Genomic DNA, 17,155 nt, shown 5'->3' with positions numbered 1-17,155 from the left:
TTCTTCCATTAGCTTCTAACATTAACCACTTTTAATTAAAAGCACTAGGTAATGAATTCACAAATGTGATGCTTATTTTTATTCTAAATTAAGCGTGTATATTGTAGCATATTTTTGATAATTTAGAAAAATATTTTTACAAAAAAAAATGTAAGCAAGTTTATAAAACCTGCTTACATTTTAAAATTAATATAATTTTAATGTTACTTTCTTTTGTACCAACATTTTTTCAGTTTTTTATGTCATGATTTAGCAATTGAGACTATAATTTGGGAATTGAATGGAACTTTCCAGTGGCATATGTACTTGCGCTTCAGCATTACATTCTCCAACTAATCTAGAACGTAAATTTACAGAAGTTGAGGGTTGTTCTTCCTCAAAACTTTGTGATTTTGGATTGATTTCATTCATTTTTTTTTCAACTTCACTCAACTCTTTTTGTCTTTTTTCTATCTTTCTATCTAATCTTGCGTTTCGATCAAAAATACCACAAGAAAGATTTTTTCAAAAATTATTTCAACCTTTGCCCAGCTTTTTAACTTCTAGTTTTTTTATTTCATTTTCTATATTATTTTTTTTGCTATTGCATTGATCCAATGTTAAGTTATCTACACATTCTGTAACTTTATCTGTAATAGCTTGAAAAAATGCTGTAACGTTTTTTTTAAATCCATTAGCAGTTTTTCCAATTCATGTAAAATGTTTATTATTACTATTACCTGCTGAATTTGATTCAGCAGAGTTTATATTTGAATTAGAAAATACTTCAGAATTTTCTAATTCTTCTTTTATACGAGTCAAACAATCACCAATTGATGCATTTCTTTTATCTTTTATTATAATCTTAAATCCTTCTACTTCATTTAATTTTTTAGATGTTTTTTCAGATATTATATCAGTCATTTGTTGATAGAACCCTGCTATTTTTGGTACTACTTCATTTGTTTTTTTTGTTATTTCTTCATTTAATTTTTCTATTTTCTTTAAATTTATAGTTTTTAGTTCTTTAAATTTCTGATAAAATTCTGCTATTTCAGATGCTTTTTCAGGTAATTTTTGCTTTAATGCATCAATTTTAGCTGATATTTCTTCTGCTTTACATTTTTCTTCTGCTACAATATTACTTTTTTGTTCATTTAATTTTGTTACTTCAGTTATTTGTTGATAGAATTTTGCTATTTCTTCTGTTTCTTTAACTTCTAGTTTTTCTAATTGTTCATAGAGTTCTTCTTTTTTAGATGTTATTTTTGTTTTTTGTTCATTTAATTTTTCTATGTTTTCAGTTCATTTACATACTATTTTTTCTACTTTTGGCTTTATTTCTAATACTTTATTTTTTATTTTAAATTCTTTTTCAAATGTTATATTACTTATTTGATGCTTAATTTCTAATATTTCAGATGCTTTTTCAGGTAATTTTTGCTTTAATGCATCAATTTTAGCTGTGATTGCTTCTATTTCTACTGTTGCAATCTTACCTATTTCTTTATTTATTTTTTCTATTCCAAACCTTATTTCATTGTCTAGTGTGCTTACTTGTTCAGTAAACGTTTTTTTTTCAGATGCTATTTCAGATGCTATTTCAGCTTCTAATTTATTCAATTGTTCTACTTCAGGTGATTGTTGATTTAATTTTGCAATTGCTTCTATTTTTTTAGTTTTCAGTTCTTTTATTTTTTTGTTAAATTTTATTTTTGCAAAATTTTTATTAACTTCTAGTTTTTCTAATTGTTGATTAATTTCTATTATTTTAGTTACTATTTCTTCTGATTTTTTAGTTTTCAGTTCTTTAACTTGTTGCTTAATTTCTAATATTTCAGATGCTTTTTCAGGTAATTTTTGCTTTAATACATCAATTTTAGCTGTGATTGCTTCTATTTCTACTGTTACAATCTTACCTATTTCTTTATTTAGTTGTTGATTAATTTCTGCTGCTATTTCAGATACTTTTTCAGTTTCTAATTTATTCAATTGTTCTGTTTTTTTTTCTCATTTAACTGCTAGTTTTCCTAGTTCTTGATTAATTTCTAATATTTTAGTTACTAGTTCTTCTGATTGTTGATTTATTGATATCTTTTTATTTCCTAAATTCTTTATTATTTTAGTTATTTGCTTGTTTAATGTTGCAATTGCTTCTATTTTTTCAGTTTTTAGGCTTTCTTCTAATTGTTGATTAATTTCTAATATTTCAGATTCCAAATCAGTCATTTGTTGATAGAACCCTGCTATTTTTGGCACTATTTCAGTTTCTATTTCCGTTATTTGTTGTTTTAATGCTATTATTTCAGTTTCTTTTTTAGTTTTCTTTATTTTTTTATTTAATTTTTTAATTTCTTCATCTTTTTTAATTTCTAATTGTTCTTTCAACTGAATTATTTTGGATAATAATTCGTTTAATATTTTCGTTTTATATTTAGTTGCTTTTTCTATTTTAAGTACTAGTTCTTCTGATTGTTGATTTAATTTTGCAATACCAAGTTCTTTTTCAGACACTATGTCAACTATTTTTTTATAAAATCCTGATGTTTCATGTGGTATTTCTCTTAATAGCTTTTCTGCAACTTTACTTATTACTCCTATCATTGGTTATCTTCCTTTCAAAATAAAAAAATCAATTATCTTTTAAAAAAAAATAATGGATTGAAAACAATCTTTAGTTTCTCATCTAGATTATATATAAATCTATTAACTTTACATAATATATGCATAATGTTCTAAAAAAGGGTTAAGTCCCGAATCTTGTGTAAATTTATTTTTACAGAGCAATATTTCTCATATCAAATAAATTTAGTTTAATTTATTGTACCATACTTAAAAGTTGGTAGGTTAATCTTATCTAAAATTAATTTTAAAATTCTTATAGTTAATAATTTTACAAAGTTTATAGGTTTATAAATTATTTTTCGGACTTCTCCCCACATGTACTTGTGGAGGAAACAATGAAATTGAATGAGTTCAATAATACTTTTCAAACTGAAAAACAATGTCTTGCATATATAGCAAGTTTGAAACAAAGCAAATGTATTAGGTGTTCTAGTTTTAATTTGAATACTTCTAATTTAAGAAAAATGAGATGTTTGAAATGTCATCAAACATTCAGTATTCTCACGGGCACTATATTTTCAAAGTCACAAACACCTTTAATATCTTGGTTTTATCTCATCTTTAGATGAATAAACACCAAACATGGAATTCCATCAACTGATGTTGCAAAAGAATTGGGAGTGACCTTGAAAACAGCTTGAAGAATGGGTCATAAAATCCGAAGTGCCATTGCTAAACAAGAACCTCAATTCATTGTCGAGGGCATAGTGCAAATGGATGAAATGTATCTTTCACATATGGGTTTTAAAAAACAAGGAAGATCCTTGTTGAACAAAACCTTGATTGTTGGTATTTATGAAAAAACAACCAACAATCTGATTGTGAAAGTATTGAAAAACGCAAACAGTAAAAATCTTTTGCAGTTTGCAATAAACCACATTTCTTCAAAGTGTGATGTACATACTGATTCTTGAAAAGGATATCGCGATTTGAAATCGGTTTTCACTAAGCATGAAACAGTTAACCATCAAGATGGCTATGTTTCAAAAACTGGTGTAAATACCAACCAAATTGAGTCAGTATGAAAACATATACGAAGAACATTTAAAACACATATCAAAGTTGCAAAACATCATATTCATTTATATGCAAAAGAAGCTGCATATAAATTCAATAACATACCTAGTTTTGAAACTGTAATGCTATGTTTAATTTAAAAATGTGGGGAGAAGTCCGTAGATAGGCTTTTCTCAGCATTTATGTGATAAAATTTAAAAATAGTACATAAAGGGAGAAAAGCCTTATTTTTTTCTAAATAATCACAACAAAAAGTCATTTTAAAGAAATGCAGTTATTTATAAAGAATAAAATTTTAATACATAGTAGTTAAGCAATAATTTAAGCCTTTTCAATTTTAAAATTATTATATTCGTCCATATTAATATGAACACGATTTATCATTCATTTTTCATTAAATTCCATTAAAATTGAACCTATTATTCGATATACACTATCAACTCCATGAAATATGGTAACAACACCTTCTCTTCTTCGAATTTCACGGTTTAGGCGTTCAATGTGATTACTAGTTCTTAATTTTTTATGGTAATACAGTGGAAAGCTTAAAATTGCTAAAGCATCATCAAATCCATTTTCAAGAATTCGTAATGCCGAGTCTAAAAGATGGGAATAATTATCTTTCATTTCTTTAAGAATCATTCTATCCATTTTAATACTACTAGCGTTGAAAATGGCATTAACATCTCTTTCGACTTTTTCTCTATCCTTTTTAGGTGTTTTATCCAAGATATTACGCATAAAATGTGCTTGACATCTTTGTCATTGCACGCCTTGAAAATGTTTTTGAACTGCTTTAACTAACCCTTTATGGGCATCAGAAACAACTAAATCAAGACCAGTTAAGTTACGTTCTTTCAATGAAGAAAAGAATTCACTTCATGTAGTTTATGATTCTGAATCACCAACCATCATTCCTAAAATATCTCTATGACCTTGGTCATTTATACCTAGGGCTATAAAAACTGCTTTAGAGATTACTTGATTATTTTCTCGAACCTTAACATGTACTCCATCAATAATTATAAAAGGATAGGAATTTGCGCTTAAATCACGGTTTTTTCATGTGCCTATTACTTCAGTTAATTCTTTACAAATATTAGAGACAGTAGATTTATAATAATTAATACCGCACAATTCTCTTGTTATGTTATCAACTTTCCTTGTTGATAAACCGTCAATTACCATTTGCATCATGGTAGATAATAATGCTTGTTCTGAACGTTTAAACTTTTCGAAAATTTCAGTTTCAAAAGATTTATTACGATGTCTAGGGACATTTAAATTCAAAATTCCATTTACAGATTTTAAAACACGCTGATAATAACCGTTATGGCAATCTGTTCTTGCTTCATTTCGTTCATAATTATTAGCACCAATTTGATCATCTGATTGATTTTTTAAAAGTTTATTAAAAATAATTCAATAAGCAATCTTATGCCTTCATTTTTAGTCTCTTTTGAAAGAAATTTTTTAATTATTTCAGAATCTATTGTAAAATTTAATGGAGTCATATATTTCTCATCCTATCTAGTTTTTATTTTCAAACTAATTATATTTGATAAGGAGGGGTATATGGCTCATTTTTTATTACTTTTTTAATTTACACACAATCTTAGACTTAACCTAAAAAAGATTTAAACATAAGTAAGTAAATAGATGCCAACCTAGATATTCACTTCTCACAAAATAAAAGATGTATTATAAATACACCTTACTTACTACCCATTTGTTTAATTCTATTAATTAACATCGGATCAATAGGATTATCAAAACTATTATTTTTATGAACACACTTACCAACATGAATATCAGTAATGCCATTTTCTAAAAATAATGGTAAATTTTCCATACTAACACCGCCACCAGCAAGGATTCTAATTGGCAAATTTAGCTTTTTCAAAACTTTGAAATTAGCAATATTATTAGTGATTTTATCTGCCCCACCACTTGTTAACACAGTAGTTATCCCTAAAGCAACTAGTTCTTGTAAAACCTTTGTTTGATTATTTAATCCATCAAAAGCACGATGAAAAGTTACACGTAATGGTTTTGCTAATTCAATAATTTCTTGCATTTTGTTAATATCAACACTATTATTTTTTGTTAAAACACCACAAACAATACCAGCAGCATGTGTCGTTTTAATAAAGTCAATATCTTTTTTAAATTGCTTAAATGCCATGTCACCAACTTCAAAGTTATCATTATTGTGTCGCACCATAACCATTACTGGGGCTTTAGCAAGACTACATGCTTGGGCAATTAAATCATATCTTGGCGTATAGCCACCAAATTCCATGTTTGCACAAAGTTCAATTTGATCAGTTTGTGATTTATTAATATTTTCAATATCTTGTAATGATGTCGCAATAACTTCTAAAAACATTGTTAACTAATTTCCTTCACTTTATTTTTTGGTAAATATTTTTGTAATTGTTCAACTTTGTCTAATTGTTCTCATGATAATTGTAAATCATTTCTACCAAAATGCCCATAAGTTGCTAATTGTTGGTAATTTTGTTTAGTTAAATTCAAACTATTAATCATATTTTTTAAGCTACAATCAAATGTTTTAACAACAATGTTAGTTAATTGCGCTTCTGTTAAACCAGTAATAATTGTTTGATGCGTATTAATATATATAGCAATGGGGTCAGGAGTACCAATCGCATATGCTAGTTGCACTTCACATACTTGTGCTAACTTTGCTGCCACAATATTTTTCGCAATGTAACGAGCATAGTAAGCACCTGTGCGATCAACTTTAGTAGGGTCTTTACCAGAAAAGGCACCACCACCATGACAAGCAGCACCACCATAAGTATCAACCATTAATTTTCTTCCTGTTAGACCCGTATCACCAGCAGGACCACCAATGACAAATTTACCTGTGGGATTAATTAAGAATTTAAAATCATCATTTAAATTATATTTTTTAGCAATGAATTGCATAATATCTTCATGAATAATTTTTTTAAATTTAGTTTCATCATAGTCAGCTTGGTGTTGAATACTCATTAAGATAGTATGTATTTTTAAATGTTCAGGATTATTTTGATCAATAGTAACTTGTGCTTTCATATCATGTAATGCGTGAGGAAACTTGTTTTGTTGTTTTAAAGTATTAGCACGTAACAATAAAGCATGGGCTAAAACAAGCGCTAAAGGCATATATTCAGGTGTCTGTTGACAAGCATAACCAAACATAATTCCTTGGTCGCCAGCACCAATTTGGTGGTTTTTTAAATCAACACCACGTAAAATATCGGGTGATTGTTGATGAATTAAAATTTTAACTTGGCATGTGTGACCATTAAAACCAATTTCGTCATTAACATAACCAATATCAACAATGACTTTACGAGCAATCTTTTCATAATCAACAATGGCATGACTATGAACTTCACCACCAATTAAAACAAAATCAGTAGTAATAAAAACTTCACATGCTACTTTAGCATGAGGGTCTTGTTGCAAAAAAGCATCTAGAATGGCATCAGAAATTTGGTCACAAATTTTATCAGGATGACCTGGGGCAACTGATTCACTAGTGAAAAGATGATGAGTAATATTAGGAATTGATTTCATTGTTAGTAGGACCTTTCTGGATATTAATATTTTTTACCATTCACGGCATAATTTCTTTGTCAAATAAATCTTTAATACTAGGTTCATTAATTAAAGCATGTTTACCATCAAAAAGAAAGACATAATTGTGTTGAGATTTTCAATATTTATGATTAATTTTTAACTGGTGGAAATCACTAAAGACATCATCAGCGCTTTGTAAAATTAAAGTTTGTTGTTTTAAATTGCTAATGATATTTATACTATTTTTATTAATTTTTTTAAATTGTAAAAAGAAACGTAATGATCAGTTTTGACGAACATTGTATCTTTGATTCATGTTAGTAATGTGTGCTTTGCTACTAGAAATATCTTGATTATCAATAAAAATCGGCATTTCAATTTTACTATTAAACAGAAAAGCAAAACCATAACGGAAAACAAGTGATAATGAATGTTGCGCTAAATTACGTTTAGTAACTAAGTTACTAATAATTAATGCTGCAACTTGGGGATTATTTTTAACAGCATAACTAGCAATCGCTGCTCCTAAAGATTCACCAAAAACAACAATTTCTTGGTTAGGATACTTAGTTTTAACAGCATTAATCACATCTTTTAAATCATTAATATCTGTTCCTAATGATTTAAATTTGGAAAAACAAGCATTTTTGCCAATCCCGCGACGATCATATGAAATTAATGATAGTTGTGATTTTTTACAAAAAGCACTTAATAATTTAAAGTCTTCTTTTTGACCTTGTAAACCATGAACACCCATAATAATAACCTTACTTTTATCAACCATTTGTTTGAATATTTTCACTTCGTATAAATCACGTAAAATAATAATCTTATCACGATCACGTAATTCTGCAGTTTGTTGATGAACCACACTATCTTTAATTTTACTAATGGTTATCTTTCGTCATAATATTAAGGTTAGCAATATCACGATACCAATGATAATTGAGTATAATCCATTATCTTTTATAAAGAAATTAAGAAAATTTCATTTCATTTTTAATTAAGTTCCTTTCTTATAATTTATTGATTAATTTTTAAATCAGGTGCTTGAGGGTGAATAAAGATTCGTTCTAATTTTTCTGCTCTATTAGTTTCATTATCAATAGTTAATAAAACAGCTGAAAATTGACCTTCACCATCAGCTGGTTTAAGATGGGCAGGCATAGTTTTTTTATCACGATAAATTACTTCTTTTGGGTTAGCGCCAATAATTGAATAAAATGGACCTGTCATGCCAACATCACTAATAAATGCTGTTCCTTTTGGTAATAAACGATTATCAGCTGTTTGAACGTGCGTATGTGTTCCAACAACACATGTTACTTGACCATCAAAGTTTCAAGCAAATGCTAACTTTTCAGCAGTTGCTTCAGCATGAAAATCAATAATATGAATGTCACTAGTTTCATTAACATTTTTTTCTGCTGTTTTAATTAATTGTTCAACAGCATAATAAGGATTATCAGCTTTATCCATAAAGGTACGACCAATAATATTAGTAACACGAACTTTTTTAGTTCCTACTTTAACAACAATCGTCCCATTACCAGGATGATAAGGGTTATAGTTTAACGGTCTTAATAAATCAGGACTTTTATCAATATATTTAACGACATCAGGATGAGCAAAAATATGATTACCAGAAGTAATAACGTCAATTCCTGCCTCTTTTAATTCGTGATAATGTCTTTCATTTAATGATTTACCATGAGTAGTGTTTTCACCATTGGCAATTACTAAATCAATTTTAAATTCATTTTCGTACTTCTTTTTAATTTTAGTAATTCATGTTTTAACCATCACACGGCCGATATTACTATAAATATCACCAATAATAAGGACTTTCATTATTTTACACCTGCTTCATCTATATTTTATCAATTAATTGTAATTGTTTGATAAAATCATATTTTTCTGTATATTTTTCATAAATTTTTTGTCGTTTTTTATACCTTTTATAAAGTTGCAATTTACTTTCATAATTAGTTAACAAGGTAATAACTTTTTGTAAACTATCATGAACAGCATTTCGTGATACGTTTTGTAAAGTTGCAATTTCTTGTAATGATAAATTATCGATAAAATAATTAGTAAAATATTTGATTTGTTTATTTGTTAATAACGATTGATAAAAAGCAAATAAACTATAGTATAAAACTTGTTTTTCTAAACTATTCATCAATATACTCCGTAAATAAATCACTTGTTAAACTAAAAATATATTTATCTAAATCAAACTCTTCTAAATCAGTAACCTTTTCACCAAATCCCATTAATTTAACAGGAATATCTAAGTATTCTTTAATAGCAAGAATAATACCACCTTTGGCTGTTCCATCCATTTTTGTTAAAACAATACCTGTTAATGGTACAATTTTCATAAATTCTTGCGCTTGATTAATTCCGTTTTGACCAGTAGTTCCATCAATTACTAATAATGTTTCATTAGCATCATGGCCTAATTGTTTATTAATAATTTTATTAATTTTATGTAATTCGTTCATTAAATTAACTTTATTTTCTAATCTTCCTGCTGTATCAACAATAATAACATCACAATTAGCAGCACTAGCAGCATCAATGCCAGTGAAGACAACACTGGCTGGGTCTTGTTTTGGTTGTCCTAAATAACAAGGTACATCAACTCTTTGTGCTCATACTTGTAATTGTTCAACAGCACCAGCACGAAACGTATCAGCAGCAATTAGCATTGGTTTTTTACCCATAGCTTTTAACTTAGCTGCTAATTTGGCAGTGGTTGTAGTTTTACCATTACCATTAACACCAACCATTAAAAAGAGCGTGGGTTTGTTTACTGAAAAATTTAATCTGGTCGAAACAATTTCGCCATCAGTATAAATTACAAACATTTTATCAATAATAATATCATTGATATCCTTCGGTTTACTTAATTTCTGAACTTTAGCTTCATGACGGATTTCATCAGTAATGGTTTGTGCCATTTTGTAGCCAACGTCAGCAAGAATTAAAGTTTCTTCTAATTCTTCGAAGTATTCTTCATTTAGGGTTTGATAACGTGCTGCTAATGATTTAATTTTAGAAGCAAATAATGTTCGTGACTTTTTTAGTCCTTGTTCATATTTTGTTGTTTTTTGACCAAATAATTTACTTTTTAAGTTTTTGAAAAATGCCATAATATCACCTACATCGTTTATTATACCAATAAATTAGTTAAATTAGTAGTTCTACTAATTGTGAGTAATAAAAGATTGAATTTATTTTTTGGTGCAATTTATGATAAATAAATAAATTTTTAAATGGTAACAGATAAAAGTAGGAGAATCATAACATGTTGGTGAATTAAAGATTTAGGAATTAGATTACGGACTTCTCCCCACATGTACTTGTGGAGGAAACAATGAAATTGAATGAGTTCAATAATACTTTTCAAACTGAAAAACAATGTCTTGCATATATAGCAAGTTTGAAACAAAGCAAATGTATTAGGTGTTCTAGTTTTAATTTGAATACTTCTAATTTAAGAAAAATGAGATGTTTGAAATGTCATCAAACATTCAGTATTCTCACGGGCACTATATTTTCAAAGTCACAAACACCTTTAATATCTTGGTTTTATCTCATCTTTAGATGAATAAACACCAAACATGGAATTCCATCAACTGATGTTGCAAAAGAATTGGGAGTGACCTTGAAAACAGCTTGAAGAATGAGTCATAAAATCCGAAGTTCCATTGCTAAACAAGAACCTAAATTCATTGTTGAGGGCATAGTGCAAATGGATGAAATGTATCTTTCACATATGGGTTTTAAAAAACAAGGAAGATCCTTGTTGAACAAAACCTTGATTGTTGGTATTTATGAAAAAACAACCAACAATCTGATTGTGAAAGTATTGAAAAACGCAAACAGTAAAAATCTTTTGCAGTTTGCAATAAACCACATTTCTTCAAAGTGTGATGTACATACTGATTCTTGAAAAGGATATCGCGATTTGAAATCGGTTTTCACTAAGCATGAAACAGTTAACCATCAAGATGGCTATGTTTCAAAAACTGGTGTAAATACCAACCAAATTGAGTCAGTATGAAAACATATAAGAAGAACATTTAAAACACATATCAAAGTTGCAAAACATCATATTCATTTATATGCAAAAGAAGCTGCATATAAATTCAATAACATACCTAGTTTTGAAACTGTAATGCTATGTTTAATTTAAAAATGTGGGGAGAAGTCCGTAGATAGGCTTTTCTCAGCATTTATGTGATAAAATTTAAAGATAGTACATAAAGGGAGAAAAGCCATATTTAATTTAAATTTTAATAACTTTTTTAACTCATACCAACATTGTTCCAATAACTGGTCCAGCAATAAAGGTCATAAAAATTGTGCCAAAACCAAAGTATAAACTAAATCAATGTTCCTTTGTTGTTCAATCAAATTTTGTTGTTGCTAAAATTAAAATAATTCCGACAATCATTAATGCAAAATCAACGATAACACGGCATAATTTATAGTTTCATTTTGTTAAATTGTGTAATTCATAAGATAAACCATTATAAGGTCCAAAAAGTAAATTAGCAAAAACTGTTAAGGTAATACCAAAGCAATAAAATAGAAATCCAGCAATAAAAATTCATGTTTGAATTAACGTATCATTTATTTGACCAATTTTTTCAACTGGAATATATAATTCACTTAGTTTAACAAAATATGCTCAAACAAAAGTTGGAATTAAGTCTAAAATTGTATTTACTACAGCACTAATAACTATTTGTTTATTATGAGTTGCTTTGTAATTAATGATGGCACTAGTTGATCTTAAACTAACAACAACAGTAAGCATACATAAATAAAAAATTAATAAGACTGTAGCATAACTAGTTAGGTCGCTAAGAGAACCGTTACTATTTAATCCTTTTAAGATTGCAATAAAAGCAAAGTTAGTAATATCAATATGAGATGCTCCAACTCTAGTATTTAAATAAAGCGCAATTCCCATCCCAAATAAAAATACTCCAATAATGTAAATTAAGAGATTTATTAGAATTTTTTTTCAGTTTAACTTTCAATTTTGATATTGAATTGTAAAATATTCTTTCATTAAAATTAACCTTTCTATAGATAAATAATGTGACCTTTTTAATATTATCATAGTTAAAAATATCTCATATATTTTTTTATTGATTTATAAAATAATAGAACAATGGTGGCATAAAAAATGTTGGGGGCGGTTCTTTGAAATTATTATTGGTTAATGTAAGTTAACCTGTGAAATTTTTCAACAATATTTTAACAAATTTGTTAGAATAGTTATGATAAAAAAATAAATAGAAAGGTGTTGAAAAAATGTTTAGTTTTAAAGAATTTCTAAAATCTGAAATCACTAGTATTTTAGCAAAATATTTTCAAAAAATCTATGATTATGATGAATATTTTTTTATAAATAGAGATAAAAATCAATATAAAGTTGCTTGAACATGTAATAGAACAGTAAATACTCCAATTGGAATAGGAACTTTTAAACAAAGAGTTTATTGAGATAAAATAAATAAAAAACATTATTATCCAATTTATGAAGAATTTGGTATTAAAAAAAGAGCAAGAATTACTAATGATTTATATTTTGAAATATTAGATAATTTAATTCAAAATTTAATAAGTAAAAAAGGTTATTTTAATATTCAATCAGAATTTAAATATACTTCTTTTTCTAAAAATCTTATTTCAAGAATTTTTAAAAATGTAAAAATTGAAAAATTAATACCAGAAAAAAAATTTAAAGTATTAGATAATGAAAAATTAAATATATGTGCAGATGATGCTTATATAACTTGTTGAGATGAAAATGGTTTAAAACAGCAATATTGTTGTAGACTTTTAACTTTTAATCTTGGAAAAAAAGAAATTTATTCATATAGAAATAAATTAGACAAGAAAATAACTTCATTTATGTTATTTAAAACTAATAATGCTCCAAAACAAGAAGAATTACATAATTTTACAATGCAAACTATTAATAATCATTATGATATTAAATTAAATATATTTGCTATTAATTGAGAATATAATAATTATAATTTAGTAGTTGCTGGTGATGGTGCATTATGAATTAGAGCAATGGCTAGTTGATTGGGTTGTTATTATATTTTAGATAAATATCATGCTTATACTTATTTATGAAAATCTTTTGTTAATGTTCGTGGTAAACATCAAAAGAAAGCACTTGATTGAACAAATTATTTAGATGTAACAACTACTTTTTCAAATGGTAATTATAATGGATTAATTACTATTTTAGAAAATAATCTTAATAAAGTTACTAAAAAAACTTATAATTATTTTAAAAATAATGAGATAGGTATTGTCAATCAAAATAAAGAATGAAATATAGGTTGTAGTGCTGAAAGTGATGTTTATCATTTTTTAAAATCTTTAACTAATGGAGCAAAAATATATCATTATCAAACATTAAATAATATGTTAATTGCAAAAGCAAATTATTTAAGGCTTTTCTCAGCATTTATGTGATAAAATTTAAAAATAGTACATAAAGGGAGAAAAGCCATTTTAAATTATTAAGTAGTTCTTCTCTAGAAAGTAATTTAATTTGTTCTTCGGTTAAACTGCAATTTAATTGTTGTTTGGTGCTATTTAAATCATTATTTCCTTGTTGACTAGGCATATTTGTTTTTTTTCCTTTCTTTATTAACGACAAAAAACCATTTACTTTGAAATAAAGCAATGGATTAGAAACTTATATTAAGTTCATGCTAAGTGTAGCAATTATAAAAATAAAATGCAACATTTAGTAGTTATTTTTTTAATTTTGTTGAGATATTAAACCTTTCCTTTCCAAATCCATATATAATAATATATGAGGTGCTACGAAATGGAACGAATTAAACAAGCAGTATTTTTAACAAGTGCTGTCAAACAAGAACAATGACCACAAGATGAAACTCCTGAGTTTTGTTTTGTGGGAAGAAGCAATGTTGGGAAATCAACATTCTTAAATACAATATGTAATAATGGTAAGTTAGCTAGAGTTTCACAAACGCCTGGTAAAACTCAAATGTTAAACTTTTTTACAATTAATAATAATGAATGTCGGTTTGTTGACGTTCCAGGATATGGATTTGCTAAAGTATCAAATGACAAAAAAATTCATTTCGCTACGATGATGGAAGAATACTTCCAATCACGAAAATCATTAAGAGCAGTGTTTTTATTATTAGATTTTCGTCATGCTCCCAGCAAAGATGATATCGATATGATAGAATATTTACAACACCATCATTTAAAAATTTATTTAATTGGAACTAAACTAGATAAAGTTAAAAATAGTCAATTAGTTAAAAATAAAAAACTATTATTAACAACATTAAATCTACTTCCTACTACTCCTATTATTTTATTTTCTAGTATTACTAAAAAAGGAATCGAAGAAGTAGTTAATGTCCTATCACAAAATATTTCATAAAAAGGAGAATAAGAATGGTTAATAATCCTAACAGTGTTGTTACTAGTAAAGTAGCATTACCTGATATTGCCTGTACATCTTGTGCTAGTGTGATTGAAAATTATTTTAATAAGTTGCAAGATATTACTGTTAATGTTAATTTTGCTATCAAAAAAGCATTATTTACTTATAACCCTAAAGTCTGAAATGAAACTAAAATTCAAAAAGCAATGCATAGTTTAGGTTATGAAGTTTTTAATTTTGATACCGATAATCAAAGCTTATATACAAGTCATGAGCATAACAGTGAACAACATCAAACACATATGGAAGAATTGCACACGCAAGGTCATTTTCACAATATTAAATTACGTGATTTAATTGAAGTTGTGATTGGATGAATATTACTTATCCCATTGCTACTAATTGCCATTCCTAGTACGCCATTTTTCGATATGTTTAGAAATCCCTATGTCCAATTAGGATTAACTATTCCCATTCAATTTTATTTTGGTCGCAAATTTTACTTTGGAATTTATCGTGAATTAGTGAAACAAAAGTTTCCAGGTATGCATACGTTAGTAGCATTAGGTACTACTGCTGCTTTTATTTTTAGTATTTATTTAATGGCAATTAATGACACTGTGCATTTATTTTTTGAAGTTAGTGCTTCGATAGTAATGATTGTGTTACTGGGTGATTTAATTAGTGCTATTGTCCAAAAGAAAGCAACTAATGGTTTAGAAAGTTTAATGTCATTAAAACCCAAATCAATTTTAAAATGTGATTTAGTTACGAAAAAAGAAGAATTTATTAATTTAGAAGATGTTCAATTAAATGATATTTTGATAGTACGTAAAGGTGAAAATATTCCAACTGATGGTATTTTAATTAGTAAAAGTGCTTTAATTAATGAATCAATGCTTTCTGGTGAAAGTAAAAATATTACAAAAACCCAAAATCAAAATGTGATTGGTGGTACTGTCAATATTGGTGAAAGTATTCAAATTAAAGCTACCAAGATTGGTAAAGATACCGTGCTTGCTACTATTATTAAAGCGGTTGAAGATGTTCAATCCCAAAAACCACAATTACAAAAAATTGCTGATAAAATTGCTGGTTGATTTACACCAACCGTTATTATCATTGCCTTATTAGTCTTTATTATTCGGTTTTGAGCAATTAATGAAAGTTTACAACAGTCACTAACCGTTGCTATTTCTACTTTAATTATTGCCTGTCCATGTGCATTAGGGATTGCCACCCCCTTAGCAGTTGCCGTTGGAATTAATAAATCTGCCAAAATGGGAATTATTTATAATAAGGCGAGTGCCTTTGAAAAAATAACTAAAATTGATACGATTTGTTTTGATAAAACTGGAACCTTAACTACTGGTAATTTAATGATTACTGACATTTATGGTCAAACTAAACATATTAATAAAGCAATTGCTTTAGAGAAATATTCAAGTCATCCCTTAGCACTAGCTTTTAATTTATATGCCAAAAATAATAAGATTACTGATTTACCAATTATTGATCATATTAAAGAAGAAATTGGTTATGGGTTAAAGGGAAAATGTGATAATGAAAATTTACAAATTTCTTCGCTTGCTAATTTACAAAATGCTAAAATGCCACTAAGTCCTTTTTTAATAAGCCAAAAATTAGATGTTAATGACCAACAACAAATTGTTTTGGCATTAGCAATCAATAAAGTTATTACTAATATTTTTGTTTTAAGTGACCAATTACAAGCAAATGCCATTACCACGATTGCTAAAATTCGTAAACAAGGAATCAAGATAGTAATAATCAGTGGTGACAATGAACAACAAACGGTAAATATTGCCAAAAGAATTAATGTCGAAAACTATTATGCTAATATCAAGCCAGTTGGTAAAGCCCAATTAGTAGCTGATTTGCAAGCCCAAGGTCAAAAAGTAGCTTTTGTTGGTGATGGAATTAATGACGTTGTAGCCTTACAACAGGCAGATTTAGCCATTGCCATGGGTACTGGTAGTGACATTGCTAAAAGAATTGGCGATATTACTATTACCAATAATGACATTAGTGTTGTTTATAAAGCTATTGTTTTAACTAAAAAAACTAAAAATAATATTTGAATGAATTTCATTTGAGCATTTAGCTATAATTTGGTTATCATTCCTTTAGCGACATTAGGGTTTGTTATTCCACCGTTAGCTGCTGCTGCCATGGCTTTTTCTGATATTACTGTTGTTGGTAATTCCTTAATTTTTAAATGACGAAAATATAAATATTAACTTAGTTCAAAACTAGGTAACTATTCTCTGTATATTGATTTACTAGTTGCTCCTGAGTAAAAAGTTATGATACTTTTTATGTTGATAAAATTAATATTTTAGAAAATGATGTTGAACATAGTAATAGTAGTATGAAAACTTTCCTAGAGTTTAAAAGATAACTAGTAAGACATTATAATAAGGCAATGACAATTCATACTTTTAGATT

General features: G+C 27.3%; 16 protein-coding genes and 1 pseudogene. 5 read left to right on the top strand and 12 right to left on the bottom strand.

Annotated features, from left to right (window positions below; all coding sequences use genetic code 4):
* Window positions 1-249: 249 nt before the first annotated feature.
* Window positions 250-2,583: a hypothetical protein gene (locus ACFEL4_RS02975; protein WP_375318040.1), complete on the bottom strand. Its 2,334-nt coding sequence runs from the start codon at window positions 2,581-2,583 to the stop codon at window positions 250-252.
* A gap of 209 nt (window positions 2,584-2,792) precedes the next feature.
* Window positions 2,793-2,921 carry a hypothetical protein gene (locus ACFEL4_RS02970; protein WP_375317309.1) on the bottom strand — a complete coding sequence of 43 codons (129 nt, stop codon included), beginning with the start codon at window positions 2,919-2,921 and terminating at the stop codon, window positions 2,793-2,795.
* An 18-nt stretch (window positions 2,922-2,939) separates the two neighbouring features.
* Between ACFEL4_RS02970 and ACFEL4_RS02965 the strand changes: the two genes are divergently transcribed.
* Window positions 2,940-3,761 carry an IS1595 family transposase gene (locus ACFEL4_RS02965; protein WP_375316797.1) on the top strand — a complete coding sequence of 274 codons (822 nt, stop codon included), beginning with the start codon at window positions 2,940-2,942 and terminating at the stop codon, window positions 3,759-3,761.
* On the opposite strand, the gene ACFEL4_RS02960 is transcribed toward ACFEL4_RS02965, so the two are convergent.
* From ACFEL4_RS02960 to ftsY, 8 genes and pseudogenes are all read right to left on the bottom strand, one after another.
* Window positions 3,758-3,880 carry a hypothetical protein gene (locus tag ACFEL4_RS02960; protein ID WP_375318039.1) on the bottom strand — a complete coding sequence of 41 codons (123 nt, stop codon included), beginning with the start codon at window positions 3,878-3,880 and terminating at the stop codon, window positions 3,758-3,760. The two genes, ACFEL4_RS02965 and ACFEL4_RS02960, sit on opposite strands and share 4 nt — an antisense overlap.
* 62 nt (window positions 3,881-3,942) lie before the next feature.
* A pseudogene (locus ACFEL4_RS02955) lies at window positions 3,943-5,001 on the bottom strand (IS256 family transposase).
* Window positions 5,002-5,335: 334 nt separating this feature from the next.
* On the bottom strand, window positions 5,336-6,010 hold the full coding sequence (locus ACFEL4_RS02950) for a copper homeostasis protein CutC (RefSeq protein ID WP_375318038.1): 675 nt from the start codon (window positions 6,008-6,010) through the stop codon (window positions 5,336-5,338).
* A gap of 2 nt (window positions 6,011-6,012) precedes the next feature.
* Window positions 6,013-7,212, bottom strand: a complete 1,200-nt coding sequence (gene metK, locus ACFEL4_RS02945) for a methionine adenosyltransferase (RefSeq protein WP_375318037.1) — start codon at window positions 7,210-7,212, stop codon at window positions 6,013-6,015.
* Window positions 7,196-8,086, bottom strand: a complete 891-nt coding sequence (locus ACFEL4_RS02940; protein ID WP_375318036.1) for an alpha/beta hydrolase — start codon at window positions 8,084-8,086, stop codon at window positions 7,196-7,198. The genes metK and ACFEL4_RS02940 overlap by 17 nt, the downstream gene beginning before the upstream one ends.
* 152 nt (window positions 8,087-8,238) lie before the next feature.
* A complete protein-coding gene (locus ACFEL4_RS02935; RefSeq protein WP_308149999.1) occupies window positions 8,239-9,066 on the bottom strand; it encodes a TIGR00282 family metallophosphoesterase in 828 nt (275 codons plus the stop codon).
* 19 nt (window positions 9,067-9,085) lie between these two features.
* Window positions 9,086-9,397, bottom strand: coding sequence for a YlxM family DNA-binding protein (gene ylxM, locus ACFEL4_RS02930; RefSeq protein WP_375318035.1), 312 nt, complete (start codon window positions 9,395-9,397; stop codon window positions 9,086-9,088).
* Window positions 9,390-10,373 carry a signal recognition particle-docking protein FtsY gene (gene ftsY / locus ACFEL4_RS02925; RefSeq protein WP_375318034.1) on the bottom strand — a complete coding sequence of 328 codons (984 nt, stop codon included), beginning with the start codon at window positions 10,371-10,373 and terminating at the stop codon, window positions 9,390-9,392. Before ftsY ends, ylxM begins: the two co-directional genes overlap by 8 nt.
* A gap of 224 nt (window positions 10,374-10,597) precedes the next feature.
* Between ftsY and ACFEL4_RS02920 the strand changes: the two genes are divergently transcribed.
* The gene (locus ACFEL4_RS02920; protein WP_375318033.1) at window positions 10,598-11,419 is read left to right on the top strand and encodes an IS1595 family transposase; all 822 of its coding nucleotides are present in this window, start codon (window positions 10,598-10,600) and stop codon (window positions 11,417-11,419) included.
* 93 nt (window positions 11,420-11,512) lie between these two features.
* Here the strand turns inward: ACFEL4_RS02920 and ACFEL4_RS02915 are convergent, their stop codons facing one another.
* Window positions 11,513-12,304 carry an SPE_1075/MLC_0560 family membrane protein gene (locus tag ACFEL4_RS02915; RefSeq protein ID WP_375318032.1) on the bottom strand — a complete coding sequence of 264 codons (792 nt, stop codon included), beginning with the start codon at window positions 12,302-12,304 and terminating at the stop codon, window positions 11,513-11,515.
* Window positions 12,305-12,549: 245 nt separating this feature from the next.
* Here ACFEL4_RS02915 and ACFEL4_RS02910 point away from each other — a divergent pair, with 245 nt between their 5' ends.
* The gene (locus ACFEL4_RS02910; protein ID WP_375318031.1) at window positions 12,550-13,734 is read left to right on the top strand and encodes an Mbov_0401 family ICE element transposase-like protein; all 1,185 of its coding nucleotides are present in this window, start codon (window positions 12,550-12,552) and stop codon (window positions 13,732-13,734) included.
* On the opposite strand, the gene ACFEL4_RS02905 is transcribed toward ACFEL4_RS02910, so the two are convergent.
* Complete coding sequence (locus tag ACFEL4_RS02905) at window positions 13,724-13,885, bottom strand: hypothetical protein (protein WP_375318030.1); 162 nt, start codon at window positions 13,883-13,885, stop codon at window positions 13,724-13,726. The genes ACFEL4_RS02910 and ACFEL4_RS02905 overlap by 11 nt on opposite strands.
* A 207-nt stretch (window positions 13,886-14,092) precedes the next feature.
* Here ACFEL4_RS02905 and yihA point away from each other — a divergent pair, with 207 nt between their 5' ends.
* A complete protein-coding gene (gene yihA / locus ACFEL4_RS02900; protein ID WP_308149410.1) occupies window positions 14,093-14,683 on the top strand; it encodes a ribosome biogenesis GTP-binding protein YihA/YsxC in 591 nt (196 codons plus the stop codon).
* A 14-nt stretch (window positions 14,684-14,697) separates the two neighbouring features.
* Window positions 14,698-16,947, top strand: a complete 2,250-nt coding sequence (locus ACFEL4_RS02895) for a heavy metal translocating P-type ATPase (protein WP_375318029.1) — start codon at window positions 14,698-14,700, stop codon at window positions 16,945-16,947.
* Window positions 16,948-17,155: the final 208 nt, after the last annotated feature.

The organism is Spiroplasma endosymbiont of Virgichneumon dumeticola (assembly GCF_964264745.1).
Classification (GTDB): domain Bacteria; phylum Bacillota_I; class Bacilli_A; order Mycoplasmatales; family VBWQ01; genus Spiroplasma_E.
Note: the sequence above shows the minus strand (reverse complement) of the source record. Positions and strands in the feature narration are given on the sequence as shown.